Raw genomic sequence first — 25,687 nt, 5'->3', positions numbered from 1 at the left:
GTGTTGTATTTTCACATCAAGAAAGCGAGTCATTGCACGATAAAGCGCGACTCTGTCAGGTTTTTGTTTTTTATCTGCTGGGATTCACAACGGCTCAGGGCGGTAGAATGATCGCAGCGATTACAGCGGGTATTCACGACGTCATGTTAGAATGCTCGTGTCACTAACATTCAATTGAGGAGTCACAATGACGATTATCTGTCCGGCATGCCAGGCAACGCTTGAGCCTGAAAATGGGATGGCGCATTGCGGCAACTGTGGTAACGATATCGCTCTGGTGGCGCGTTGCCCTGAGTGCCAGCTGCCTCTTCAGGTCTTAAAGGCTTGCGGTGCGGTCGATTATTTCTGCCAGAACGGTCATGGGTTGATTTCAAAAAAGCGTGTTGAGTTTGAGCCGGTTTAAACCGGCTTTTTCTTACGCGTTTTTTTGGCAGGCGTTATGCCTTTCACTTCGCTTTCTACCCAGCCATCTGCCAGGCGGGTCGTCATCAAATCCCCCGCTTTAACCTGTTTGGTCTGCTTCAGCACTTTGCCATCCGTCGCTGTGGTCACGCTGTAGCCACGTGCCAGCGTGGAGAGCGGGCTGACGGCTTCGAGATGGGTAACGGCATTGCCAAAACGTTCTCGCGTCGTGCTCAAACGTGCGCGTAAGTTCTCGGCGAGACGATATTCCAGCTGTTGAATACGGGTTTGCGCCCGGTAAATTTTCGGCTGCGGGTTTTGCTGATTCAGCCGCTGAGTCATGCGCTGCTGACGAGAAACAACGCGTTTAAGCTGATTATCCAGCGCGAAGTTCATGCGCTGACGCAGGCGTTCCAGTACGGTTTGTTGGCGCGCCAGTCGCAGCTGTGGATGCTGCTGCTGCAGCCGATGGTGCAATTGAGTAAAGCGGCGCGTGCGATTAGCCAGGAAATAGTCCATCGCCATTTCAAGACGCTGTTGCCCGTTCTGCATCTGGCGTAGCAGTTCCTGCTGATTTCGACTCACCACTTCAGCCGCTGCTGATGGCGTCGGCGCACGCATATCCGATACAAAATCGGCGATAGTGACATCGGTTTCATGCCCAACGGCGCTTACGACGGGTATCTGACTGGCAAAAATCGCCCGCGCGACGCGCTCATCGTTAAAGCTCCAGAGATCTTCAAGGGACCCGCCGCCGCGTCCAACAATTAACACGTCACACTCATGACGCGCATTTGCCAGCTCAATCGCGCGAACAATTTGCCCCGGCGCATCGTCACCCTGAACCGCTGTTGGGTAGATAATGACGGGCAGGGAGGGGTCGCGACGCTTCAGCACATGCAGAATGTCATGCAGCGCTGCACCGGTTTTGGAGGTAATGACACCGACGCAGTGCGCAGGGGAGGGCAGTGGCTTTTTGAACTGCTGATCGAACAGACCTTCCGCTGACAGCTTCGCCTTTAACTGCTCATATTTTTGCTGTAACAACCCTTCGCCTGCGGGCTGCATGCTCTCGACGATGATTTGATAATCACCGCGCGGTTCGTACAGTGTGATATTGGCGCGGACTAGCACCTGCTGGCCATGCTGAGGGCGAAACGTTACGCGGCGATTGCTGTTGCGAAACATCGCGCAGCGCACCTGAGCGTTATCGTCTTTAAGCGTAAAATACCAGTGACCGGATGAGGGTTGCGTGAAATTGGAAATCTCACCGCTGATCCAAACCTGTCCCATTTCCTGCTCGAGCAGTAAACGAACCGATTGATTGAGGCGGCTAACGGTATAAATTGAGGGGCTTTGGGAAGATAACATGTGAGCGGGATCAAATTTTAAATCAGCAAGTTATTCAATCGATAGTAACCTGATGAGACACGATCGCAAGCATTTTTATAAAAAAGTGTAGATGCAATCGGTTACGCTCTGTATAATGCCACGGCAATATTTAACCCTCCAGGTCAGAGATATTGCCCATGCTACGTATTGCCAAAGAAGCACTGACGTTTGACGACGTCCTCCTCGTTCCCGCTCATTCTACCGTTCTGCCGAATACTGCCGATCTCAGCACGCAGTTGACGAAAACCATTCGCCTGAACATTCCTATGCTCTCTGCGGCAATGGACACCGTGACTGAAGCGCGCCTGGCGATCGCCCTGGCACAGGAAGGCGGCATCGGCTTTATTCACAAAAACATGTCTATTGAGCGCCAGGCTGAAGAAGTTCGCCGCGTGAAAAAACATGAATCCGGTATTGTCACCGACCCACAGAGCGTTCTGCCAACCACCACGCTGGCGGAAGTCAAAGCGCTGACTGAACGTAACGGTTTTGCGGGCTATCCGGTTGTTACCGAAGATTACGAACTGGTGGGTATCATCACTGGCCGTGACGTGCGTTTCGTGACTGACCTGTCTCAACCCGTCAGTGTTTATATGACGCCAAAAGAGCGTCTGGTTACCGTGCGTGAAGGCGAAACGCGCGATGTCGTGCTGGCCAAAATGCACGAAAAACGCGTTGAGAAAGCGCTGGTTGTTGACGACAGCTTCCATCTTCGCGGCATGATCACCGTGAAAGACTTCCAGAAAGCAGAGCGTAAACCAAACGCCTGTAAAGACGAGCATGGCCGTCTGCGCGTTGGTGCTGCGGTTGGCGCAGGTGCGGGCAACGAAGAGCGTGTTGACGCGCTGGTTGCCGCAGGCGTTGATGTTCTGCTGATTGACTCCTCACATGGCCATTCCGAAGGCGTTCTGCAACGTATCCGCGAAACCCGCGCGAAATATCCTGACCTGCAAATCATCGGCGGCAATGTGGCCACGGGTGCTGGCGCGCGTGCTCTGGCAGAAGCCGGCTGCAGCGCAGTTAAAGTCGGTATCGGTCCTGGCTCCATTTGTACGACCCGTATCGTTACCGGCGTAGGTGTACCGCAGATCACAGCGGTATCCGACGCTGTCGAAGCGCTGGAAGGTACCGGTATTCCGGTTATCGCTGATGGCGGTATTCGTTTCTCCGGCGACATCGCAAAAGCCATCGCGGCTGGCGCAAGCGTGGTGATGGTGGGCTCTATGCTGGCGGGTACTGAAGAATCTCCTGGCGAAATCGAACTGTTCCAGGGCCGTTCTTATAAGTCTTACCGCGGGATGGGTTCTCTGGGCGCGATGTCCAAAGGGTCTTCCGACCGCTACTTCCAGACCGATAACGCTGCTGACAAATTAGTGCCAGAAGGTATCGAAGGTCGCGTGGCGTATAAAGGCCATCTGAAAGAGATTATTCACCAGCAGATGGGCGGCCTGCGTTCCTGTATGGGTCTGACCGGCTGTGGTACCATCGATCTGCTGCGTACTAAAGCGGAATTCGTACGTATCAGCGGTGCGGGCATCCAGGAAAGTCACGTTCACGACGTCACGATCACTAAAGAGTCCCCGAACTACCGTTTAGGCTCCTGATAAGTTTCCGCGCCCGGCTTAATGCCGGGCGCTTTGTTTCACTTGCCTCGGAATTATCGTCAATGACGGAAAACATTCATAAACATCGCATTCTTATCCTGGACTTCGGCTCCCAATACACGCAGCTTGTTGCTCGTCGCGTTCGTGAACTTGGCGTTTATTGTGAACTGTGGGCATGGGATGTCACGGAAGCACAGATCCGTGAATTTAACCCAAGCGGCATTATTCTTTCTGGTGGTCCGGAAAGTACCACTGAAGACAACAGCCCACGCGCGCCGCAGTATGTATTTGAAGCAGGCGTTCCTGTATTTGGCGTGTGCTACGGCATGCAGACGATGGCGATGCAGTTGGGCGGCCATGTTGAAGCCTCTAACGAGCGCGAATTTGGTTACGCGCAGGTCGAAGTGTTGACTGATAGCGCGCTGGTGCGTGGCATTGAAGATTCCCTGACCGCAGATGGTAAACCGCTGCTGGACGTGTGGATGAGCCACGGCGATAAAGTGACAGCCATTCCGTCAGACTTCGTGACCGTTGCTAGCACCGAAACCTGTCCGTTTGCCATTATGGCCAACGAAGAAAAACGCTTCTACGGCGTGCAGTTCCACCCGGAAGTGACCCATACCCGCCAGGGCATGCGCATGCTGGATCGTTTTGTTCGCGATATCTGCCAGTGTGAAGCCCTGTGGACACCAGCGAAAATCATCGACGACGCCATTGCGCGTATCCGCCAGCAGGTTGGCGACGATAAAGTGATCCTCGGTCTGTCCGGTGGCGTTGACTCCTCCGTAACGGCCATGCTGCTGCACCGTGCTATCGGTAAAAATCTGACCTGTGTATTCGTCGATAATGGCCTGTTACGCCTGAACGAAGCCGAGCAGGTGATGGACATGTTTGGTGACCACTTCGGCCTGAACATTGTTCACGTTGAAGGCGAAGAGCGTTTCCTGACCGCACTGGCAGGCGAGAACGATCCGGAAGCAAAACGTAAAATTATCGGCCGCGTGTTTGTTGAAGTCTTCGACGAGCAAGCGCTGCGTCTGGAAGATGTGAAGTGGTTGGCACAGGGTACGATTTACCCTGATGTTATCGAGTCTGCTGCCTCTGCTACCGGCAAGGCACACGTCATCAAATCTCACCACAACGTGGGCGGCCTGCCGAAAGAGATGAAGATGGGTCTGGTTGAGCCGCTGCGTGAGCTGTTCAAAGACGAAGTGCGTAAGATTGGCCTTGAGCTGGGTCTGCCATACGACATGCTGTACCGTCACCCGTTCCCGGGACCAGGTCTTGGCGTGCGTGTGCTGGGCGAAGTGAAGAAAGAGTACTGCGACCTGCTGCGTCGTGCTGATGCTATCTTCATCGAAGAACTGCACAAAGCCGATCTGTACAATAAAGTGAGCCAGGCATTCACCGTGTTCCTGCCGGTTCGTTCCGTCGGCGTGATGGGCGATGGCCGCAAATACGACTGGGTAGTCTCCCTGCGTGCGGTAGAAACCATCGACTTCATGACGGCACACTGGGCGCACCTACCGTATGATTTCTTGGGCCGCGTGTCTAACCGCATCATCAACGAAGTGAACGGTATTTCCCGTGTCGTGTACGACATCAGCGGTAAGCCGCCAGCGACGATTGAGTGGGAATGATTTCACGTCCTGCGTAAAGCTGAACAGACTTCCGAGCCCGCGTCACTGCGGGCTTTTTTGTTTTTGTATCTGGCGTTTTCTGGCATAACACGTTTGCAGCGCATCATCCCTTTTTCTGAATTTAGTCCTGTGAGCGGCTATTTTGAGACGTTGTTTTTATCGGCTGGTTGTCCAAATTGATTTCAGGCGAATTGAACAAAATAAACTGACATAATGAATTTCCTAAGTTAGTTTTCAACAAATATATGACTATAGCGTATCCTGTATTTTCCCCGCCGATTGCTCAATTACGTTATTTCACTCTTGCGTTAAGATAATACTCAAACGTGACAGATATCCCAAAAATGACTGTCATGTATAAAACACGATATTAGCCTTGCGGAGCTAGTTTTTTCAGGAAATACAGGTGATAAAAATATCAATTTTACGAGGGCTATTCACTTGCCAGGGCGGTGATTTTGAGAGCTGATAATCACCATTTTGAATATAGGGTTTATAAATGACATTTGTATCGATGATCACAGAAATAAAAAAACATAATTACTTAATTTAAAAACGTAATGGATTCTCCGGGGGCCCTGTGTCAGAAACTCTCCCACCTTCACAAAAGAAACCGGAGATTGGATTAGAATGAGTGAAAAAATATTGCAACACCGGCATGATGAATATCATAAATTAACCCGCAGCGAGCGGATTGGTTATGGGATGGGTGACTTTGCTCAAAACCTTGTGTTCGGTACAATTGGTGGGTTTCTGGCTCTTCATATGTTGACTGTCAATACCATCAGTACAGCAACAGCAGGGTTTATATTTCTTTTTGTCCGAATCATAAATGTTTTATGGGACCCGATGGTGGGGACCTATGTGGATAAACGAAGTTCGCCTGCAGGGAAATATCGTCCCTGGCTTTTAAGGGCTGGCGTTCCACTTGTTATTCTGTCTGCTTTACTGTTTGCACCTATCCCAGGTATCCGAGGTTCAGTTCCATTTGCATTTATCGTTTATCTGGCACTGGATTTGGTTTATTCCGTTGTGAACATTCCTTATGGTTCTCTCAATGCCTCTCTGACAAGAGATCCGGAATCTATTGATAAACTGACCAGCACACGCATGATGCTGGCTAATAGTGCCAATCTGCTTGTCTATACGTTATTCCCCATGTTTGTACAAATGGCTTCACCAAAAGATCGAAGCCTCAAGGATACGGGTTTCTTTGGTCTCAAGCTCAATATGGGGAACTACACCGATCCCTCAGCGAATTATGCCTGGTTTGGCGTTTATTCGATATATATGGTGTTAGGCGCGATTGCGCTTTTCATCTGCTATAAATTTACCAAAGAACGTGTCGTAGCGACTGCAGAACAAACGGCCAACGTTAAAACGACAGATCTGTTCCTTGAACTCAAAAATAACCGACCGCTCATCATTCTCGGGTTATTTTTCATGTTAGCCTTCACGTTCATGTTTTTCATGAATACCGTTAATGGATTTTTCAATCAATACGTTGTTAACCATTCTGAATGGATGGGGGCTATCGGTCTTGTTGCCTCAATTCCGGGCATTTTATTCCCTATTTTTTGGTCAAGACTTAAGAAAATTTTTGGTAAAAAAGGCTTCTTCCATCTCTTCCTCGGCATGTTTATTGTGGGGCAGTTGTTGACTTACATTTGGTCACGCGCAGGAATGCATGATGAACTTTGGCTTGCTTATATCGCAACATTTATTAAACAGTGGGGCTTAAGTTCGGCTACAGGTTTCATGTGGGCACTTGTCCCTGAAGTGATTGCTTACGGCGAGTTAAAATCGGGTAAGCGAAATGCCGCGATCATTAATGCGATTATGGGACTCTTCTTCAAAATTGGTTTTACTATTGGTGGCGCAATTCCACTTTGGTTACTCGCTGCTTATGGCTTTAACGAAACGGGCGCGAATCAAAGCGCAAATGCGATCGATGGAATAATTATCACCGCGGTTTGGATACCCATCGTTCTAGCCGCTATTTCGATGATTGTCATTCAAATCTATCCAATCTCTGACGAAAATGTCACAGACATCAACCGTCAGCTTGATGAGATACGGGTATAGTTTGAAACGTAATTATAAATCGAAGTGAATATATAAAATAAAATTCTCAGAAAAGGTCTAATGATATGTCGCTTATTCAAAACCCTATCTTACGTGGATTTAATGCGGACCCGAGCATTATCCGTGTTGAGGACACCTACTATATTGCAAACTCTACATTTGAGTGGTTCCCAGGTGTTCGTTTGCATGAATCAAAAGATCTTGAACACTGGAATCTTCTCCCAAGCCCGCTGTCGACTACCGCGCTTTTAGATATGAAAGGTAATCCTTCATCCGGTGGGATTTGGGCTCCGGCTCTCTCTTATGCTGATGGCAAATTCTGGCTGGTTTATACGGATGTGAAAATCACAGAAGGCGCTTTTAAAGACATGACAAACTATCTGACCACCGCGACAGATATTCGTGGTCCATGGTCCGATCCGATTAAACTTAATGGTGTGGGTTTTGATGCGTCACTGTTCCATGACGACGATGGGCGTAAATATATCGTTCAGCAAACCTGGGATCACAGAGAATATCATCACCCCTTTGATGGAATTACGTTAACTGAACTTGATACGCAGACTCTGAAATTAAAACCTGAAACAGCGCGTACTCTTTATCGAGGCACAGCCGTTGCACTCGTTGAAGGGCCACATCTCTACAAACTGAACGGATATTATTATCTCTTTGCTGCTCAGGGGGGAACAGTATTTACCCACCAGGAGGTTGTGGCACGTTCCAAAACGTTAGATGCCAATAGTTTTGAGACGCAGCCAGGGGAAGTATTCTTAACGAATGTCGATACGCCTGACAGTTACATTCAGAAGCAAGGGCATGGCTCCTTGGTTTCAACCCCTAAAGGTGAATGGTATTATGCTTCGCTCTGTGCGCGCCCGTGGAACCGTCCTGGTGAGTCAGTTTACGATCCTCGTGGCTGGTCAACCCTTGGCAGAGAAACGTCTATCCAGAAAGTGTACTGGGATAAAGAGGGCTGGCCGCGTATCGATGGCGGTCACTGTGGCAAAACATTTGTCGAAGGCCCAACCGATGCCATTTACACCGAAAGCGCAAAAGATCATAGCCAGTACGATGAATTTAAAGCGCCGACACTTGATCTTAACTGGAATACACTCCGTGTCCCGTTCACCGAAAAAATGGGTACAACTGGCGACGGGAAGCTGACGTTAATTGGCCAGGGTTCTTTGGCGAATACACATGACCTTTCGCTTATTGCCCGACGCTGGCAAGCCTTTTATTTTGATGCGCACGTTAAAGTAAAATTTAATCCCTTTAACTATCAACAAATGGCAGGGTTAACGAATTATTATAACGATCGCCACTGGAGTTTTGTTTTCATTACCTGGAATGAAATTAATGGCGCCGTTATCGAAGTCGGTGAGAATAATCGCGGGAAATATACGTCACATCTTAAAGATGAAGCAATCAAGATCCCAGAAGGTACGGAATATGTTTGGTTCCGCACGAAAGTTCGCAAGGAAACTTATACGTATGAATATAGCTTTAATGGGATCACATTCACTGAAATCCCTGTCAAATTAGATTCCGCCGTGCTTTCAGATGATTATGTGTTGCAAAGCTATGGCGGATTCTTTACCGGCGCATTCGTTGGCCTGGCCGTGGTGGACTACTCGGGTTATGCCGCCAGCGCAGAGTTTTACAATTTCGAATATCAGGAGTTGGGCGATGCGTTAGTTGAAAACGGCACTTACAGTTGGGAGGCATCTGAATTACGTGTTTATTAAACGCCAAAACGTGAATTCAGATGATAAGTGCAGCGCCCGGTCATGATGAGGCGGTTACCAATAAGCACGGCAAGCCGTGCTTAAAGCCTTTTACGGCGCAGTGCTCTCTGCCCGTGACAGAAGGGATTGCTGTTTTTGTTTCACGGCAATCCCTATCGCCAGGCCGCCAATAATTAGCGTTAATCCCCACGACACCCACATCGAGCCGATTACCCCTAATGCTTTGTTTAATCCCGCATACGCAAAAGGCGATATCGCAGCCATTAACTGGGCGGGGATCAGCAGCACGCCCGTTCGCTGTGCATAGTCCTCAGGCGCGAAGAGTTCCAGGGGGAGGGTGGCTTTGACGATCGTGACCAGGCCGTTGATCGCGCCATATCCCAGAACAAACCCGGCGGCAGATTCGATAAACACCGAGCTGCTTATTCCCAACAAAAAGCACAATGGCATGGCGAGGGCAGTGATGAGCATGAGCTGCGTTGGCGTTAATTTCGCGCCAGCCATCACGTCTAGCAAACGTGCACCCGTCTGGCCAATACCCCACAGCATCCCAATCGCTACGGGCAAACCAGCGTTCGCGATAAATTCGGGGAGGTGCGTGGATGTCCCATTCGAGACAAACGTGATCAGCGCGATAAACGCAGCATAGAGCCAGGCGTTCAGGCGATCGTGAGGTCGTGTGGCGACAGGGTTTTTAGGTGAAGTTCTTACTGCAAGTGTCTGATTGGGCAGCACGCGAATCAACGCCGCGCTCACTAGCCCGAAAAGAGCATAAATCAGCAGCGCTTCTCGCCAGCTCATCAATGTCAGTAACGCTGCACCGAGCGGCCAAAAAACGGCAGAAGCGAGTCCGCCAGCCAGAGTGACACGAGAAATCATCCGTCGCGCATTTTGCCCGTAAAGATTCACAAGCGATGCAAACAACGCGTCGTACAAAGACAGACGCATACCGACTCCCGCCAGCAGCCAGGCGCAATACCAGCCCGTCAGAGAGTGTGATTCAGCCATTATCAGGCAGCTAACAGAAATGAGTAGCGTGCCGCACATCACCACTCTCTGCCCGCCAAAATGGGTCAGCAATCGGGCCACAAACGGTGAAACAGCGGCCATTACCAGCATGGCAAGCGTCAAGCCCAGATAGATCTGTGGCGACGACCAGCCCGTATCGGTCGCAATAGTGCGAGCGAATGTCCCCGGCATATAAAATGAAATTCCCCAGTTGATAAGTTGGTTGCTTCCGGCGGCAAGCGAAAGCAGGCGGGGGACGGCTGGCGTTTTCATTATTTTTCATTCCGTTAGGCAGTTGTCCTTAGCATACTGTGCGCGGTATGGTGCTGGCAGGCCCCTGTGTTTATGACCTCTATAAGAGAAACTTTGCGATGACGACGCTGAATCTGGGTAATCTGGCTACCTTCCGACTGGTTATCCAGCGCGGCAGTTTTTCTGCTGCTGCGGATGCGCTTGGCCTTTCTCAACCTGCGGTAAGTTTGCAGATTCGCCAGCTTGAACAGTTTCTCCAGACGCGTTTAGTTGAACGCACCGGGCGCGGCGTCAAAGCCACGGCCGCAGGCCTGGTATTGTTGAAACATAGTGACCGCATTGAACACGTGGTCGATGAGGCGATTTGTTCGGTGAGATCGTTGAGTGACGAGATAAGCGGCGAAGTGACAATAGGGACGGGCGCAACGGCATGCATTCATCTTTTGCCACGACTATTACAGCAACTGCGGCAGGATCACCCGTTGCTAAGCGTGGGCGTGACCACGGGCAATACGCTTGATATTGTCCGAGCCGTGGAGGAAAACCGCCTGGATATCGGCCTTGTAACCCTTCCGGCAAGCGGTCGTTCGCTGGATGTTATGCCGATTCTTGATGAGGAGTTTGTCTGTATTATTGCGCGCGAGCAGGGTGACAGCCTGGGGCAGCTCACCCCATCTGTTTTGCATACGCTACCGCTGATTGCGTTTGAATCCGGGAGCGGAACGCGGGCACTCACCGACGGTTGGTTCCAGGCGAGTGCTTTTTCTGTCACGCCAGTGATGCAGCTAGGCAGTATAGAAGCCATCAAACGGATGGTGAGAGCAGGGCTGGGATTCAGTATTGTCCCGAGAATGGCGGTTCAGCATGCAGCGGATCGCGAAGGTTTGACCGTCGGTTCACTGGATCCCATTCTGCATCGGCAGTTAGGTATCGTGATGCGCCAGGACAAAATTCTCGGTAAAGGAATCGCTGAAGTGATCCGGTTGCTGCGTCAGGAGGCTAGCGGTTTGTGGTATCCAGTGGCTGAGTGACCTGCTGAGACTGGATTTTGTCCTGATGGTGATACCAGGCGCCAATGGAGGAATAAACGAAGCGACCAAAGAAAAACAGAAAGCTTATCAGCAATATAATGCGGGTCATTCGAGTGTTAAATCGATGTCGTTTGTGCATACGCGTTGCCTGACTCACTGTATTTTCCTGGGCATACCCTTTCGAGCGATGCGGCTATTAAGGCACAGCGGGAAGAGGGGGTCAATTATGCTAAGTGTAAAAAATCGTCAATGTTTAAATTAATTATTGTTATCGAAGATGATTCAAGTATTTACCGCTTTGATAGAAAAGAGAAAACAGCACAATTATCTTGTCATAAACCCTTTTTTGAACCATGTAGTTTGATTTAAGTCAATTCCTGCCGGTCATTGAGCACTAAAATTCTTCTTCCATATTGTTTGTATCACGCAAACAGCATGCGGCAATGATGTCAGGATGGATGCCTGTCTGAAAATCCCTCTGGATGAAAGGGCTTATATTGGGCATCTATGAAAATTCTGGCATTCCTCAAGAAAAACAAAGACCGCTGGTGGGCACTTCCTCTCATTCTGCCGGTTGCTTTACTTCCTGTATTTAGTTTCGCCAGCACGTATACGCAATTAAGCGGCGGCCTGGTTGCGCTCTATTATATGCCCCTGGCATTTTTACTCGCCACGATGCTATTTTTTGGTCTCGCGGCAGTGCCCGGTATCATTCTGGCTCTGTTTCTCCGCTACTACCCTACCGCTGGCTGGTTTGAAACGATCGCTATCACCTGTCATTTTATCGTTCCGCTGATCCTCAGTTGGGGGGGATATCGCGTGTTTGCCCCGCGTCGCAGCATGGTGGCATATGGTGACGACAGGCTCATGGCGCAGCGTATCTTCTGGCAGGTGATCTGTCCGTCGACCCTCTTTTTACTGCTGTTCCAGTTTGCGGTCTATTTGGGTATCTACGCGACTCGCCAAAGCATGGTCGGTATAAATCCAATGAGCATCCGTACCTTGATTAATTATCAGGGCCTGCTGGTGGGAGGGCTGACGGGGGTGCCATTGAGCTATCTGTTGATTCGTGTGATTCGGCATCCCCGCTATCTGAAAGGGCTGGTTTCGCAGATCCGACTACAGATTGACAAAAAAGTGAGCGTGGCTGAATTTGTCATCTGGGGCGCAGTGCTGGTTGGGCTGCTGTCCCTGCTGCTCATACCCATCAATGAAAACAGCTCGATATTCAGCACCAACTACACGCTGTCATTGCTGATGCCTTTGATGCTGTGGGGTTCCATGCGTTTTGGCTACAAACTGATGTCGTTGATCTGGACGCCCGTTCTGATGGTTTCCATTCATTATTTTTACCGCTACATCCCGCTTTATCAGGGTTACGACATCCAACTGGCGATCACCTCGTCAAGCTATCTGGTTTTCTCCTTCGTGGTGATCTACATGGCCATGCTGGCGACTCGTCAGCGCGTCATCATGCTACGCGCCAGCCGACTGGCGTTTCTCGATCCGGTCGTCCATATGCCCAACCTGCGTGCATTGTCGCGCGCGCTGACTCAATCACCGTGGTCAGCACTGTGCATGCTCCGCATCCCCGAGCTGGAAGTGCTAGGGCGCAATTACGGCGTGTTGCTGCGGATCCAGTACAAGCAAAAGCTCGCCGCGTGGATTAACGGTACGCTCCAGCACAATGAGTGCGTCTATCAATTGTCGGGATACGATTTGGCGGTACGACTGAACACCGAATCGCATTCTGCGCGAATCGAGGCGCTGGATGAACACATCAAGCAGTTTCGGTTTATCTGGGATGGCATGCCGCTGCAGCCGCAGGTTGGCGTGAGCTATTGCTGCGTGCGCTCCCCTGTAAACCATCTTTATTTGCTGCTGGGTGAGCTGAGCATCATTGCGGATTTATCATTATCCACCAATCATCCTGAGAGCTTACAGCAGCGCGGGGCAGCGCATCTGCAACGGAGCCTGAAAGATAAAGTGGCGATGATGAATCGCCTGCAAGCGGCGCTTGAAGGAAACCAATTTGTGCTGATGGCGCAGCGGGTACAGGCCGTTCGCGGCGATCATTACCATGAAATTTTGCTGCGCATGCCGAATGAAAATGGCACGTTACTTTCACCGGACGCCTTCCTCCCCGTTGCGCAGGAATTTGGTTTATCTTCGCGCGTGGATTTATGGGTGCTCGAACGCACGCTGCAGTTTATGGCGACACATCGCGAAAGGCTGCCGGGCAAGCGTTTTGCCATCAATTTATCGCCCTCAACGGTATGCCGCTCGCAATTTCCCCTTGAGGTGAATCGGTTACTCAAGAAATACGCGATTGAGGCCTGGCAGTTGATCTTCGAAATCACCGAAAGCAGCGGTTTTGGCAATGCCGTTTTGGCCGGTCAGATCGTCAAACAGCTTCAGATGATGGGCTGTCGAATCGCTATCGACGATTTTGGTACGGGATACGCCAGCTATGCGCGGCTGAAAAGCGTCGACGCAGATATTCTGAAAATTGATGGCAGTTTTATTCGCAATATCGCCGACAACAGTCTCGATTATCAAATCGTTGCCTCTATATGCCATCTGGCGCGGATGAAGAAAATGCTGGTCGTGGCGGAATACGTGGAAAGCGATACGCAGCGCCGTCACGGCGTTAGGTATTGACTATTTGCAGGGCTATTTGATGGGTAAACCTGAACCGCTTGAAGGTCTTATCGAGACTCAGACGTCTTTTTCAGACGCCTGAGTCTCAGGCGTTATGCCGCAATTTCCGGCGATTCTTCTTCTTCGATTTTTAACAACCAGCCCGTTACGGCTTCCCAGTATTGCTGCTCTTTTTCGAGATCCAACAGCACCAGCGCATTCTGGCTAAACCAGCCATGCGGGAAGCTCAGCGTCCAGTGGTGGTCATCCGTTTTCAGCCTTAACGTTGGCGGCGTGGTTGTCGCCTGACGCTGATTATTGAGTAACACACCCAAGCGCAACAGCTGGATCAACGGCAGGAACTGCTTTTTCTTGAACAGCGTAAAGCGCGGCAAATCGTCCAGCTTGATCGCTTTACGATGGTAACGCACCAGCGTCGCCATCATGGTTTGCTGTTCCTGATTAAAGCCCGGCAGATCGCTGTTCTGCAGAATGTATGCCGAATGGCGGTGCATGCCGCTGTGGTTAATGTTCAGGCCCACTTCGTGCAGGGTGGTGGCCCATTTGAGCAGTGCCGCCAGCTGCGGGTGTGCCAGTTTGGGATTTTGCGCTTCCCACTGTTCATAGATATGTGTCGTGGTTTCCAGAACGCGCTTGGCTTGCTCACGGTCAATGTTGTACTGATTCGCCAGGCTTTGGGCGGTGCGGCTGCGAATATCCTGATGGCGGAAGCGGCCTTCCATTTCGTACAGCACACCTTCACGCAGCGCGCCGTCGGAAAGACGCAGTTCGCGGATCGCCAGGGCATCAAACACGCCGCACAGAATCGCGAGGCCCGGCACAAATACGGCCTTACGCTCGTCGGAAAGTCCCGGTAGGCTGAGCGACTCGAAACTCTTATATTTCAGAACCTCTTCGCGCAACATTTCCAGGCGTTCCGGGGTGATAAAACCGTCTTTTTCGCCCATCGCCAGCAGGACTTCGTGAGAGGCTTTGATACTTCCGGATGCACCTAGCGCGACGTTCCACCCCTGAATACGGTATTGCCATGCCAGAGATTCGAGTTTTTGTACTGCGGCCATGCGCGCACGCTGGAAATTCTCACGGGTGATCGCGCCGCCAGGGAAGTACATTTGCGCAAAGCTGACGCAGCCCATGCGGCGGCTCTCAACCAGTTTTGGCTCGAAATCTTCGCCAATCACCAGCTCCGTCGAACCACCACCGATATCGATGACCAGTTTGCGGCCTTTTTCCGGCTGGGTATGCTCCACGCCCATGAAAATCAGACGCGCTTCTTCATTGCCCGAAATGATTTCAATGGGGTAGGGGATCACTTTTTCGGCGCGTTTCAAAAACTCCGGCGCGTTCAAAGCCTGGCGCAGGGTATGCGTGCCAACGATACAGACGCTGGATGCGGAAAAACCTTGCAGGCGCTCAGCAAACAGCGACAAGCAGGCTAAGCCTCGCTCCATCGCCTCTTCGCTGAGCATGTTTTTATCGTCAAGACCGTCGGCCAAATGGACGCGTTGCTTGAGGCGACCGATGATCTGCATTGCGCCATCGACTTCGCGGGCAATGACCATATGGAAGCTGTTAGAACCTAAATCGACCGCAGCAAATTCCTGCGCTCGTGGGGTCTTATCATTTATCGGCATAGGTTAATCAGGTTGCTCGAGTGATTTGATATAGTCGTAAATCGCCAGTTGTGCGCGCACTTTACGGCGGTTGCCGCGCTGCACATAGCGGTTACTCAGTTCTTTGTCGATATAACGTGCTTTTACGGTGTCACTCAGTAAAAGTTCGATAATATCCAGGATCTGCTGCTTCAGACGCGGGTCCAGCAGCGGGGTGGCCACTTCGATTCGGTAATCAATATTACGCGTCATCCAGTCCGCAGAAGAGAGATAAACCTGTTTGTCGCCACCATTTTCGAAAATATAAACGCGATCGTGCTCGAGATAGCGATCAACAATACTGATCACTCGAATATTGTCGCTAATGCCTTCAAGTTCAGGAATCAGCGAGCACATTCCGCGGATCAGCAGGTTCACCGGCACGCCGGAGCTTGAGGCGGCGTAAAGTCGATCCACCAGTCCTTTGTCGACTAAATTGTTGAGTTTCAGCGTAATGCCAGATGGCTCGCCTTTTTGCGCGGCGGCGATCTCTTTGTCGATCATCGCATACAGCAGTCGGCGCGAGTTCTGGGGCGAAACCAGCAGATAATCGAAATTCACCGGACGATACGGATTCTCGATAAAGTTAAACACCCGACGCACTTCGTTGGTGATGCGCGCATCGGCGGTTAGCAGCGAGTAGTCGGTATAAATACGCGCGGTTTTCTCGTTAAAGTTGCCGGTACCGATATGGGCGTAGCGCACCACATCTTCGCCTTCTTTGCGCGAAATCAGGAACAGCTTGGCGTGAATTTTCAGACCCGGTGCCGAGAAGATAACGTGTACACCGGCTTCTGTCAGACGACGCGCCCAGTGAATGTTGGCCTCTTCATCGAAGCGAGCCTGCAACTCAACCACCACAGAGACTTTTTTGCCGTTGTGCGCAGCGTGGATCATCGCATCAATAATGCGCGAGTCTTTCGCCACGCGGTAAATATTGATTTTGATGGCCAATACGTTGGGATCAAACGATGCCTGGCGCAGCAGTTCCAGCACGTGTTCAAACGTGTGGTACGGATAATAGAGCAGAACGTCGCGCTCACGGATGGCGTCAAATCCGTTACGGAATTTATCGAACCAAATATGACGCAGGCGAGGCAGCGGTTTGTTGACCAGATTGGCTTTGCCGACGTTCGGGAAACCAATAAAGTCTTTAAAGTTGTGGTAACGGCCACCCGGCACGATGGAGTCATAGCGAGAAATCGTCAGCTTATCGCGCAGCATTTCCACCAGTGCGTCCGGCATATCGCGCTGATAGACAAAGCGCACCGGCTCTGCCGTCAGGCGTTGTTTCAGGCTCGACGACATCAGCTCCATCAGGCTGGCTTCCATCTCATGAACCAGATCGTATTCGGCATCGCGGGTCATTTTCATCGAATACGCGTTCAGCGCATCGTAATCGAAGAAGCCCTTGAAAATGTCGTCCAGGCAATAGCGCAGAATGTTATCCAGCAGGATCATCGGCTTGCGTCTGCGCGGGGTTTCCGGCGGCAGATTGACGAAGCGCGGCACTTTGTCCGACGGGATTTCCAGCAGCGCATAGCGAATGGATTCGCCGCGAATAATTTCAACCGCCAGATAGGTGTAGTCATCTTTCAGGAACTGCACCAGATCCGTTTCGCGATTGATAAGAATGGGGGTGATATGCTGGCGAAGATAATGTTTGAAATAGTGCCGCAGCCAGGTTTGCTGATTGGCAGAAAGCTGACGCTCGTTAATCAGGAAAATCTGGTTGCGCGCCATTTCCAGCAGCAGTTCGTTATACAGACCGTCGAATTCCTGATCTGCCTTCAGCACTCGCGCCTGAATTTTGCCCAACAGATGACGCGAATGAGAGTTTAAACCCTGCTCTTCGCTGATGATAATCCGCCGTTTCAGTTCAGCAAAACGCACCTTGTAGAATTCATCCAGGTTATTGGAATAAATCCCCAGAAAACGCATACGCTCAATCAGCGGGTTGCTCTTGTCAGCCGCTTCCTGAAGGACACGTTCGTTGAACGCTAACCAGCTTAGCTCTTTCTCGATGTATAACTTTTCCTGACCCATTACAACTTACACTCCGTTTCAATCACGGGACGCAGCAAATCCGTCTCGATTCTATTATGGCGAGCTTTGCCACGAGATGTCCAACTGTGCCAGAAAAGTATGACAGTAAACCGACCACGCAGCGTGAAAATTAGCGCTAAACCGTCTGATTATTTGTGGTTTTTACGAATGACAGGCAACAAAAAGCCGGCAATCGCCGGCTTGAATTATCATTCTTCTGAAGCATGCCCCTGAGGGGGCAGTTTTATACCATCCAGCCAGGCTGCGTTTTCACGCATCTCCAGGCGCCCATCGACGAACCAGCTCACCACAAGCGGGTAAATGGCATGTTCCTGCGCCTGGACGCGATCCGTGATGTCATCTTCATTGTCGCCATCAAACACCGGGACTTTGGCCTGCAGAATAACCGGGCCGCCATCCAGCTCGTCAGTGACAAAATGCACCGACGTACCATGTTCCTCATCACCGTTTTCCAGCACCTGACGGTGGGTGTGCAGACCTGGATATTTTGGCAGAAGAGAAGGGTGGATGTTCAGCAGGCGTCCGGAATAATGCGCGACAAACGCGGGGCTGAGAATTCGCATATAGCCGGCGAGCACCACCACATCCGGTGCATAGGCGTCAATTTCCTGGACCAGTTCACGGTCAAAGGCTTCACGACTGGCAAACTGAGAGGCTTCAAGCGCGTGCGCGGGAATGTGCGCTTCGCGCGCGCGCTCAAGGCCGAACGCATCGGCCTTGTTGCTGAAAACTGCGCGTAGGGTGCCATTAATTTGTTTCTGTTTGCAGGCGTCAATGATTGCCTGCAAATTGCTTCCGTTACCGGAAATGAGCACCACTATATTTTTCATTCAATGACCACACGCTCGTCGGAATCACATGCTTTGATGATACCGATCTTCCACGCGTTTTCACCTTTTGCCGTCATCAGGGCGATGGCCTTATCAGCCTCACTGGCAGGCAGGGCGATGAGCATCCCAACGCCGCAGTTGAAGGTGCGATACATCTCGTGCTGACTAACGTTACCCGCCGTTTGCAGCCAGTTAAACACGGCTGGCCACTGCCATGAAGATTCGTCAATCACGGCCTGGGTGTTATCAGGAAGAACGCGTGGAATATTTTCCCAGAAGCCACCACCGGTCAGGTGGGCAATGGCATGAACGTCAACGTTCTCAATCAGCTCAAGAATATTTTTCACGTAGATGCGGGTTGGCGCGAGCAGGTGATCGGCCAGCGGCTTGCCTTCAAGCTCGGTGGTTTCTGGATCGGTTTTGCTTACTTCGAGGATCTTACGTACCAGCGAGTAACCGTTTGAGTGCGGGCCGCTGGATCCCAGCGCAATCAGCACATCGCCATCGGTCACTTTGCTGCCATCGATAATTTCTGATTTTTCTACCACGCCGACGCAGAATCCCGCGACGTCGTAATCTTCACCGTGGTACATCCCCGGCATTTCTGCCGTTTCACCACCGACCAGCGAACAGCCAGACTGCAGACAGCCTTCGGCGATGCCGGTGATCACGCTTGCTGCGGTATCAACGTCGAGTTTGCCGGTAGCGTAATAGTCGAGGAAGAAAAGCGGCTCAGCACCCTGAACAACCAGGTCGTTGACGCACATGGCGACCAAATCGATACCGATAGTGTCGTGGCGTTTAAGATCCATCGCCAGACGCAGTTTCGTTCCCACGCCGTCAGTGCCAGAAACCAGAACAGGTTCGCGATATTTTTGCGGCAGTGCACACAGTGCGCCGAATCCACCCAGACCGCCCATTACTTCAGGACGGCGGGTTTTTTTCACCACACCTTTGATTCGGTCAACCAGCGCATTACCTGCGTCAATATCAACACCGGCATCTTTGTAGCTGAGAGAAGTTTTGTTGGTCACGGCTCAAGTCCCCACGCGATTGCATTGCGATAGTAAGAAAAATCGGCGCAATTCTAACAGTCCAGGCAAACGTTTGCGAGCCTATTCTGCTGTCGTAAGAAGTCGCGGGAAATTTGCACATTTAACCCTAGAGCGCAGACAAACTTGATACCGTTCACGAAAATGAAACCGGTTTCGGTAATGTGCTTGCAACGCTTTATGGCATTGCACATGATTCCACTGAAACCGGTTTCTGTAATGGTTTTTGCAGAACATAACGCAGAATGAGGGAAAAAGCATGCCAGGATTCAAAGAAGGTTTTCTGTGGGGTGGCGCGGTCGCGGCACATCAGCTGGAAGGTGGCTGGAAAGAGGGCGGCAAGGGCGTGAGCGTTGCCGATGTGATGACGGTGGGTGCCCATGGCGTACCGCGTGAAATCACCAACGGCGTATTGCAGGGTAAAAACTACCCGAACCACGAAGCCATCGACTTTTACCATCGCTACAAAGAAGACATCAAACTTTTTGCCGAACTGGGCTTTAAATGTTTCCGTACCTCGATTGCCTGGACACGCCTCTTCCCAAACGGTGATGAGCTGGAACCCAATGAAGCCGGTTTGCAGTTCTATGACGATCTGTTCGACGAATGCCGGAAATACGGTATCGAGCCGGTGATTACCCTTTCTCACTTTGAGATGCCCTATCATCTGGTCACGGAATACGGCGGCTGGCGTAATCGCAAGCTGATCGATTTCTTTGTGCGTTTCGCAACGGTGGCGTTTGAGCGCTACCAGCACAAAGTGAAGTACTGGATGACGTTCAACGAGATCAACAATCAGGCTAACTTCCACGAAGATTTCGCGCCCTTTACCAACTCCGGTCTAAAGTATGAGCCGGGCGAAGACCGCGAGCCGGTAATGTTCCAGGCAGCGCATTATGAACTGGTGGCCAGTGCGCTGGCAGTCAAAGCCGGACGCGAAATCAATCCGTCGCTGCAAATCGGCTGCATGATCGCCATGTGCCCAATCTATCCGTTAAGCTGCGCGCCTAACGACGTCATGATGGCGATGAACGCTATGCACCGCCGCTACTGGTTCACCGACGTGCATGTCCGTGGAAAATACCCTCAGCACTTGCTCAACTACTTTGAACGTCGCGGCTTTGAGTTGGACATCACAGCCGACGATCTTACTGCGCTGCAACAAGGCTGTGTGGACTACATTGGTTTCAGCTATTACATGTCGTTCGCCACTAAAGCGACGCCAGATAACCCGCAGCTGGACTACGACGAAAGCAAATCGCTGGTGTCTAATCCGTACGTGCAAAAATCTGACTGGGGCTGGCAGATCGATCCGGTTGGGCTGCGTTATTCCATGAACTGGTTCTGGGATCACTATCAGCTGCCGCTGTTTATCGTTGAAAACGGCTTCGGTGCCATCGACGTGCAGGAGAGTGACGGCACGGTGAACGATCAGTACCGCATTGATTATCTTGCCGCGCATATCAGCGAGATGAAAAAAGCCGTTGTCGAAGATGGTGTCGATCTGATGGGCTACACCCCGTGGGGTTGTATCGATCTGGTTTCTGCGGGAACGGGTGAGATGAAAAAACGCTACGGATTCATCTTTGTTGATAAAGATAACGAAGGTCACGGCACGCTTAAACGCAGCAAGAAAAAGTCTTTTGACTGGTATCAAAACGTGATCGCCACCAACGGCGAATCGCTCTAACCCGCGTAAATGACGAATAAGCCCCGCAATGCGGGGCTCTTTTTTGTCTTGATGTAGACTCAATATCGCAGTATTCATCACTTTGCTTGATCACCGTCAATCAAGATGGGTATGGCGCACTCCGAAAAAAGCGGTATAATCCGGCGATTTTTTTTGCGGTAGCCACCTCAGAGGAGAATGAGAATGAAGATTGTGGAAGTGAAGCACCCACTCGTTAAACACAAGCTGGGCCTGATGCGTGAGCATGACATCAGCACGAAGCGTTTTCGCGAACTGGCCTCTGAAGTTGGAAGCTTACTGACTTACGAAGCAACATCCGATCTGGCCACTGAAAAAGTGACCATCGAGGGCTGGAACGGCCCGGTTCAGGTTGAGCAGATCAAAGGTAAAAAAATTACCGTTGTGCCAATCCTGCGCGCAGGTCTGGGTATGATGGAAGGCGTGCTGGAGCACGTCCCGAGCGCGCGTATCAGCGTTGTCGGCATCTACCGTAACGAAGAAACCCTTGAGCCTGTTCCGTATTTCCAGAAGCTGGTTTCCAACATCGATGAGCGTATGGCGCTGGTGGTTGACCCAATGCTGGCAACCGGTGGTTCGATGATCGCGACTATCGACCTGCTGAAAAACGCAGGCTGTAACAGCATTAAAGTGCTGGTGCTGGTAGCGGCACCAGAAGGTATTGCGGCGTTGGAAAAAGCGCACCCGGACGTTGAGCTGTATACGGCTTCCATCGATCAGGGTCTGAACGAGCACGGGTACATCATCCCGGGGCTTGGCGATGCCGGCGACAAGATTTTTGGTACGAAATAATCGAATAACGAATAAGAAGCCGACTTTGATAGTCGGCTTTTTTTTGAATAAAAACACCAATAACCAACAACACTTGAGGAAAACACTATGACGCGCCGTACTATCGGGGTGAGTGAAAGACCGCCGCTTTTGCAGACGATCCCGCTTAGTTTGCAGCACCTGTTTGCCATGTTTGGCGCAACCGTGCTGGTGCCAATCCTGTTTCACATCAACCCGGCCACCGTGCTGCTGTTCAATGGCGTCGGTACGCTGCTTTATCTCTTCATCTGTAAGGGCAAAATCCCGGCCTATTTGGGTTCAAGCTTTGCGTTTATTTCCCCGGTTCTGCTGCTGTTGCCGTTAGGGTACGAAGTGGCGTTGGGCGGTTTCATTATGTGCGGCGCGCTGTTCTGCGTTGTGGCCTTTATCGTGAAAAAAGCCGGTACCGGCTGGCTGGACGTGATGTTCCCACCTGCGGCGATGGGCGCAATCGTTGCCGTCATCGGTCTTGAGCTTGCAGGCGTCGCTGCCAACATGGCGGGTCTGTTACCAGCAGATGGGCAATCACCTGATTCCAAAACCATTATCATCTCGCTGGTCACGCTGGGTGTGACGGTATTTGGTTCCGTTCTGTTCCGTGGTTTTATGGCGATTATCCCGATTCTGATTGGGGTGCTGGCGGGCTACACGCTCTCCTTCGCGATGGGCGTCGTGGATACCTCCCCGATTGCGCAGGCGCACTGGTTCGCGCTGCCAACCTTCTACACCCCGCGTTTTGAGTGGTTTGCTATTTTCACCATTCTGCCTGCGGCGCTGGTGGTTATCGCTGAGCACGTCGGTCACCTGGTGGTCACGGCGAATATCGTCAAAAAAGATCTGATCCGTGACCCAGGTCTGCACCGCTCGATGTTTGCCAACGGGCTGTCGACCATGATCTCCGGTTTCTTTGGCTCAACGCCAAACACCACCTACGGTGAGAACATCGGCGTGATGGCGATTACCCGCGTATACAGCACTTGGGTGATTGGCGGGGCGGCTATCTTTGCGATTCTGCTCTCCTGCGTCGGCAAGCTGGCGGCGGCAATCCAGATTATCCCGGTTCCGGTGATTGGCGGTGTTTCGCTGCTGCTGTACGGGGTGATTGGCGCGTCCGGTATTCGTGTGCTGATTGAATCCAAAGTGGATTACAACAAAACGCAGAACCTGATCCTGACTTCCGTCATTCTGATCATCGGTGTGAGCGGTGCGAAGGTTCACATTGGCGCGGCAGAATTGAAAGGCATGGCGCTGGCCACCATCGTGGGTGTGGGGCTGAGCCTGATTTTCAAACTGATCTCCGTCCTGCGTCCTGAAGAAGAAATTCTGGACGCGGACGACAGTGAAAACGCGTTACATTGATCTTATATACATAAAATCATTCAAGCGGCATCAAGGCGGCAAGTCTGAGAATCCCCAAGAGCTTACTCAAGTAAGTGACTGGGGTGAGCAGACGCAGCCAACGCAGAGGCAGCTTGAAGGATGACGTGTATAACCGGGCGGACGATCCGCCCGGTTCTCTCATTGCAGGTTCCGTGGTAAACTCTTCGCCGATTTTACGTTAGACCTTAATCGAGGTATTTCTGAACGGACCGGCACAGCTCTCTCTGCCACTTTATCTTCCTGACGACGAAACTTTCGCGAGTTTTTGGCCGGGTGATAACCCCTCTTTACTGGCTGCGCTGCAAAACGTGTTGCGCCAGGATCACAGCGGATACATTTATATCTGGTCACGCGAAGGCGCGGGGCGTAGCCATCTTTTGCATGCTGCCTGTGCTGAACTTTCGCAACGTGGCGACGCGGTAGGCTATGTGCCGCTGGACAAGCGCACCTGGTTCGTACCGGAAGTGCTCGACGGCATGGAACATCTTTCGCTGGTGTGTATCGACAATATCGAATGTATTGCCGGGGACGAGCAGTGGGAAATGGCGATGTTCAATCTGTATAACCGGATTCTGGAATCGGGCAAAACCCGTTTACTGATCACGGGGGATCGTCCGCCGCGCCAGCTCAATCTCGGTTTACCGGATCTGGCCTCTCGTCTGGACTGGGGGCAAATCTACAAGCTGCAGCCGCTATCCGACGAAGATAAGCTCCAGGCGTTACAGTTGCGTTCACGACTGCGTGGATTTGAGCTTCCGGAAGACGTGGGCCGTTTTCTGCTTAAGCGCCTGGATCGGGAAATGCGCACGCTTTTTGATACGCTCGATCAGCTCGATCACGCCTCGATTACCGCCCAGCGTAAGCTGACGATCCCGTTCGTGAAAGACACTCTGAAGCTTTAATGCGCCGGGCGGCACTGATATTTGCCCGGCTCCAGAGCAAATGTTTTACTCTTTCTGTATATCACCCAATAAATGCTCAGTAAGAAGCGGAATCGGTCTGCCTGATGCCACGCTTTTTCCACCTTCCCGCCATAACGCCGTACCGCTAATATCGAGATGCGCCCACGCAATAGACGGTGGGCAAAAGTGATGCAGCAGCCACGCCGCCGAAGCACTGATCGCGGCGTTGTTCGTCGGCGTATTACACAGATCGGCGATAGCGCTTTCGGTCTGTTTTTTCAGCCGCGCATCCAACGGCAATGACCACACTTCGTCTCCACTTTTTACGCCAGCAGCCGTCAGTGACTGACGCAGCGGCTCATGTTGCGTCATCAAACCACTTAACTCATACCCCAGCGCCTTCACCACCGCGCCCGTTAACGTTGCGATGTCGATAATATAATGTACGTGCGGATGGCGCTGGCTCGCCCACGCAATGGCATCGGCCAGTACTAATCGTCCTTCAGCGTCGGTATTATTAATCTCGACCGTCATGCCGTTGCAGGCGCGCGCCACCGTGCCGGGCTGCATCGCATCCGGGCCTATGGCATTTTCCGCCAGCGCAAGGACGCCCATCACCCGCACCGGCAGATTCAGCTCAGCAATAGTGAGCATTAGCCCCATCACGTTTGCCGCGCCGCACATGTCATATTTCATGGTGTACATGCCCGCGCCGTCTTTTAGCCACAGGCCACCGGTGTCGAAAGTGATGCCTTTACCGACGTAACAACGCACCGGGCCATCCTTGATACCGTCGTAATGGATTGCCAGCAGTCGCGGCGGGCAGGCCGCGCCTTTCCCGACGGCATGCAGCAGTCCCAGCCCTTGCTCAACGATCTGTTTTTCATCGAGCGACTCGCAGCGAAGGGAAGGGAAGGCAGCACATAATCTTTGCGACTCCTCGACCACAAACTGCGGTGTGCAGCGGTCAGAGGGCATATCCGATAGACGCCGTGCGGCAATCATCCCGTTCGCAATCGCCTGCTGCTGACGGAAGATTGACTCTACATGCGCCTGCTGCTCGGGCAGACACAGGGCGGTGATGTGGCGAAGGCGAATCGCCGAGGCATCCGGTTTTTTCAACTGCAAATCGCTGAGCCGATGCGCTTGGTTGAACACAAAGCGCAGCAGCTGCGCCAGCACGGTGTCATCAATTTCGGTAACGTCGATAATCACCGTTTCGCTGACCGGATCGGCAAAAAGCGGGCGCAGTGCGTTGAGCAAACCCTCGGTCAGATTATCCTTCCATAAGGCATCTGGCAGCAGGGTGATGCGCGTAAAAGGGGCACAGCCGAAGCGGGTGTCCGCCACGCTTTTCTGCGCGCGCATTTCGTTAATCAGCGCGGTGCCGGGCAGATGTTGGCAGGCGCTGCGGGCAATCAAATGACTCGCTGCATCGGCCTGCGCGAGCTCGTTAATAAGCTGTT

The 25,687-nt window shown here is 51.8% G+C and carries 18 protein-coding genes and 1 pseudogene; 11 read left to right on the top strand and 8 right to left on the bottom strand.

What is annotated here, in order from left to right; all coding sequences use genetic code 11:
- Positions 1-187 precede the first annotated feature (187 nt).
- Entirely contained in the window at positions 188-403 is a 216-nt protein-coding gene (locus AC07RN_RS09935; protein WP_478336240.1) for a zinc ribbon domain-containing protein, read from the top strand.
- Here the strand turns inward: AC07RN_RS09935 and xseA are convergent.
- Complete coding sequence (xseA, locus tag AC07RN_RS09930) at positions 400-1,773, bottom strand: exodeoxyribonuclease VII large subunit (RefSeq protein WP_478336239.1); 1,374 nt, start codon at positions 1,771-1,773, stop codon at positions 400-402. The genes AC07RN_RS09935 and xseA overlap by 4 nt on opposite strands.
- A 158-nt stretch (positions 1,774-1,931) precedes the next feature.
- Between xseA and guaB the strand changes: the two genes are divergently transcribed.
- From guaB to AC07RN_RS09910, 4 genes are all read left to right on the top strand, one after another.
- The gene (gene guaB / locus AC07RN_RS09925) at positions 1,932-3,398 is read left to right on the top strand and encodes an IMP dehydrogenase (protein WP_015959995.1); all 1,467 of its coding nucleotides are present in this window, start codon (positions 1,932-1,934) and stop codon (positions 3,396-3,398) included.
- Between the two features lie 62 nt (positions 3,399-3,460).
- Complete coding sequence (gene guaA, locus AC07RN_RS09920; RefSeq protein WP_015959994.1) at positions 3,461-5,038, top strand: glutamine-hydrolyzing GMP synthase; 1,578 nt, start codon at positions 3,461-3,463, stop codon at positions 5,036-5,038.
- Between the two features lie 645 nt (positions 5,039-5,683).
- Positions 5,684-7,123 (top strand): MFS transporter, encoded by a 1,440-nt coding sequence (locus tag AC07RN_RS09915; RefSeq protein WP_478336296.1) that lies wholly within the window; start codon positions 5,684-5,686, stop codon positions 7,121-7,123.
- A gap of 65 nt (positions 7,124-7,188) precedes the next feature.
- Positions 7,189-8,868 (top strand): glycoside hydrolase family 43 protein, encoded by a 1,680-nt coding sequence (locus tag AC07RN_RS09910; RefSeq protein ID WP_478336238.1) that lies wholly within the window; start codon positions 7,189-7,191, stop codon positions 8,866-8,868.
- A gap of 90 nt (positions 8,869-8,958) precedes the next feature.
- Here AC07RN_RS09910 and AC07RN_RS09905 read toward each other — a convergent pair whose 3' ends face one another.
- Positions 8,959-10,149, bottom strand: a complete 1,191-nt coding sequence (locus AC07RN_RS09905; RefSeq protein ID WP_478336237.1) for an MFS transporter — start codon at positions 10,147-10,149, stop codon at positions 8,959-8,961.
- A 98-nt stretch (positions 10,150-10,247) separates the two neighbouring features.
- Here AC07RN_RS09905 and AC07RN_RS09900 point away from each other — a divergent pair, with 98 nt between their 5' ends.
- Complete coding sequence (locus tag AC07RN_RS09900) at positions 10,248-11,159, top strand: LysR family transcriptional regulator (RefSeq protein ID WP_478336236.1); 912 nt, start codon at positions 10,248-10,250, stop codon at positions 11,157-11,159.
- Here the strand turns inward: AC07RN_RS09900 and AC07RN_RS09895 are convergent.
- Positions 11,128-11,298: a YfgG family protein gene (locus AC07RN_RS09895; protein WP_072241889.1), complete on the bottom strand. Its 171-nt coding sequence runs from the start codon at positions 11,296-11,298 to the stop codon at positions 11,128-11,130. The two genes, AC07RN_RS09900 and AC07RN_RS09895, sit on opposite strands and share 32 nt — an antisense overlap.
- Positions 11,299-11,666: 368 nt before the next feature.
- Between AC07RN_RS09895 and AC07RN_RS09890 the strand changes: the two are divergent.
- Positions 11,667-13,902, top strand: a pseudogene (locus AC07RN_RS09890) (sensor domain-containing phosphodiesterase).
- Between the two features lie 10 nt (positions 13,903-13,912).
- On the opposite strand, the gene ppx reads toward AC07RN_RS09890, so the two are convergent.
- The 4 genes from ppx to purM form a co-directional block, all read right to left on the bottom strand.
- Positions 13,913-15,454, bottom strand: a complete 1,542-nt coding sequence (ppx, locus tag AC07RN_RS09885) for an exopolyphosphatase (RefSeq protein WP_449554609.1) — start codon at positions 15,452-15,454, stop codon at positions 13,913-13,915.
- A 3-nt stretch (positions 15,455-15,457) separates the two neighbouring features.
- The gene (gene ppk1 / locus AC07RN_RS09880; protein WP_015959986.1) at positions 15,458-17,518 is read right to left on the bottom strand and encodes a polyphosphate kinase 1; all 2,061 of its coding nucleotides are present in this window, start codon (positions 17,516-17,518) and stop codon (positions 15,458-15,460) included.
- Between the two features lie 209 nt (positions 17,519-17,727).
- On the bottom strand, positions 17,728-18,369 hold the full coding sequence (gene purN / locus AC07RN_RS09875; RefSeq protein WP_015959985.1) for a phosphoribosylglycinamide formyltransferase: 642 nt from the start codon (positions 18,367-18,369) through the stop codon (positions 17,728-17,730).
- A complete protein-coding gene (purM, locus tag AC07RN_RS09870; protein WP_478336235.1) occupies positions 18,366-19,403 on the bottom strand; it encodes a phosphoribosylformylglycinamidine cyclo-ligase in 1,038 nt (345 codons plus the stop codon). The genes purN and purM overlap by 4 nt, the downstream gene beginning before the upstream one ends.
- Positions 19,404-19,680: 277 nt before the next feature.
- On the opposite strand from purM, the gene AC07RN_RS09865 reads away from it, so the two are divergent.
- The 4 genes from AC07RN_RS09865 to AC07RN_RS09850 all read left to right on the top strand — a co-directional run bounded on the left by AC07RN_RS09865 (position 19,681) and on the right by AC07RN_RS09850 (position 24,221).
- Positions 19,681-21,111, top strand: a complete 1,431-nt coding sequence (locus AC07RN_RS09865; protein WP_478336234.1) for a 6-phospho-beta-glucosidase — start codon at positions 19,681-19,683, stop codon at positions 21,109-21,111.
- A gap of 183 nt (positions 21,112-21,294) precedes the next feature.
- Positions 21,295-21,921: a uracil phosphoribosyltransferase gene (gene upp / locus AC07RN_RS09860; RefSeq protein WP_015959982.1), complete on the top strand. Its 627-nt coding sequence runs from the start codon at positions 21,295-21,297 to the stop codon at positions 21,919-21,921.
- Positions 21,922-22,008: 87 nt separating this feature from the next.
- On the top strand, positions 22,009-23,298 hold the full coding sequence (uraA, locus tag AC07RN_RS09855) for a uracil permease (protein ID WP_478336233.1): 1,290 nt from the start codon (positions 22,009-22,011) through the stop codon (positions 23,296-23,298).
- Between the two features lie 221 nt (positions 23,299-23,519).
- Positions 23,520-24,221, top strand: a complete 702-nt coding sequence (locus AC07RN_RS09850) for a DnaA inactivator Hda (RefSeq protein ID WP_189683356.1) — start codon at positions 23,520-23,522, stop codon at positions 24,219-24,221.
- Between the two features lie 45 nt (positions 24,222-24,266).
- Here the strand turns inward: AC07RN_RS09850 and AC07RN_RS09845 are convergent, their stop codons facing one another.
- On the bottom strand, positions 24,267-25,643 hold the full coding sequence (locus AC07RN_RS09845; protein ID WP_478336232.1) for a leucyl aminopeptidase family protein: 1,377 nt from the start codon (positions 25,641-25,643) through the stop codon (positions 24,267-24,269).
- Between the last annotated feature and the right edge of the window lie 44 nt (positions 25,644-25,687).

The sequence above is a fragment of the Lelliottia sp. GFLA7 genome (assembly GCF_056490165.1).
Note: the sequence above shows the minus strand (reverse complement) of the source record. Positions and strands in the feature narration are given on the sequence as shown.

What these genes read in the sequence shown, in the direction of transcription:
- guaB (WP_015959995.1), top strand. Translation starts at nt 1,932, where the DNA reads ATGCTACGTATTGCCAAAGAAGCACTGACGTTTGACGACGTCCTCCTC.
- AC07RN_RS09905 (WP_478336237.1), bottom strand. Translation starts at nt 10,149, where the DNA reads ATGAAAACGCCAGCCGTCCCCCGCCTGCTTTCGCTTGCCGCCGGAAGC.
- ppx (WP_449554609.1), bottom strand. Translation starts at nt 15,454, where the DNA reads ATGCCGATAAATGATAAGACCCCACGAGCGCAGGAATTTGCTGCGGTC.
- AC07RN_RS09865 (WP_478336234.1), top strand. Translation starts at nt 19,681, where the DNA reads ATGCCAGGATTCAAAGAAGGTTTTCTGTGGGGTGGCGCGGTCGCGGCA.
- xseA (WP_478336239.1), bottom strand. Translation starts at nt 1,773, where the DNA reads ATGTTATCTTCCCAAAGCCCCTCAATTTATACCGTTAGCCGCCTCAAT.
- AC07RN_RS09895 (WP_072241889.1), bottom strand. Translation starts at nt 11,298, where the DNA reads ATGCACAAACGACATCGATTTAACACTCGAATGACCCGCATTATATTG.
- upp (WP_015959982.1), top strand. Translation starts at nt 21,295, where the DNA reads ATGAAGATTGTGGAAGTGAAGCACCCACTCGTTAAACACAAGCTGGGC.
- uraA (WP_478336233.1), top strand. Translation starts at nt 22,009, where the DNA reads ATGACGCGCCGTACTATCGGGGTGAGTGAAAGACCGCCGCTTTTGCAG.
- AC07RN_RS09900 (WP_478336236.1), top strand. Translation starts at nt 10,248, where the DNA reads ATGACGACGCTGAATCTGGGTAATCTGGCTACCTTCCGACTGGTTATC.
- guaA (WP_015959994.1), top strand. Translation starts at nt 3,461, where the DNA reads ATGACGGAAAACATTCATAAACATCGCATTCTTATCCTGGACTTCGGC.
- AC07RN_RS09910 (WP_478336238.1), top strand. Translation starts at nt 7,189, where the DNA reads ATGTCGCTTATTCAAAACCCTATCTTACGTGGATTTAATGCGGACCCG.
- ppk1 (WP_015959986.1), bottom strand. Translation starts at nt 17,518, where the DNA reads ATGGGTCAGGAAAAGTTATACATCGAGAAAGAGCTAAGCTGGTTAGCG.
- AC07RN_RS09935 (WP_478336240.1), top strand. Translation starts at nt 188, where the DNA reads ATGACGATTATCTGTCCGGCATGCCAGGCAACGCTTGAGCCTGAAAAT.
- purN (WP_015959985.1), bottom strand. Translation starts at nt 18,369, where the DNA reads ATGAAAAATATAGTGGTGCTCATTTCCGGTAACGGAAGCAATTTGCAG.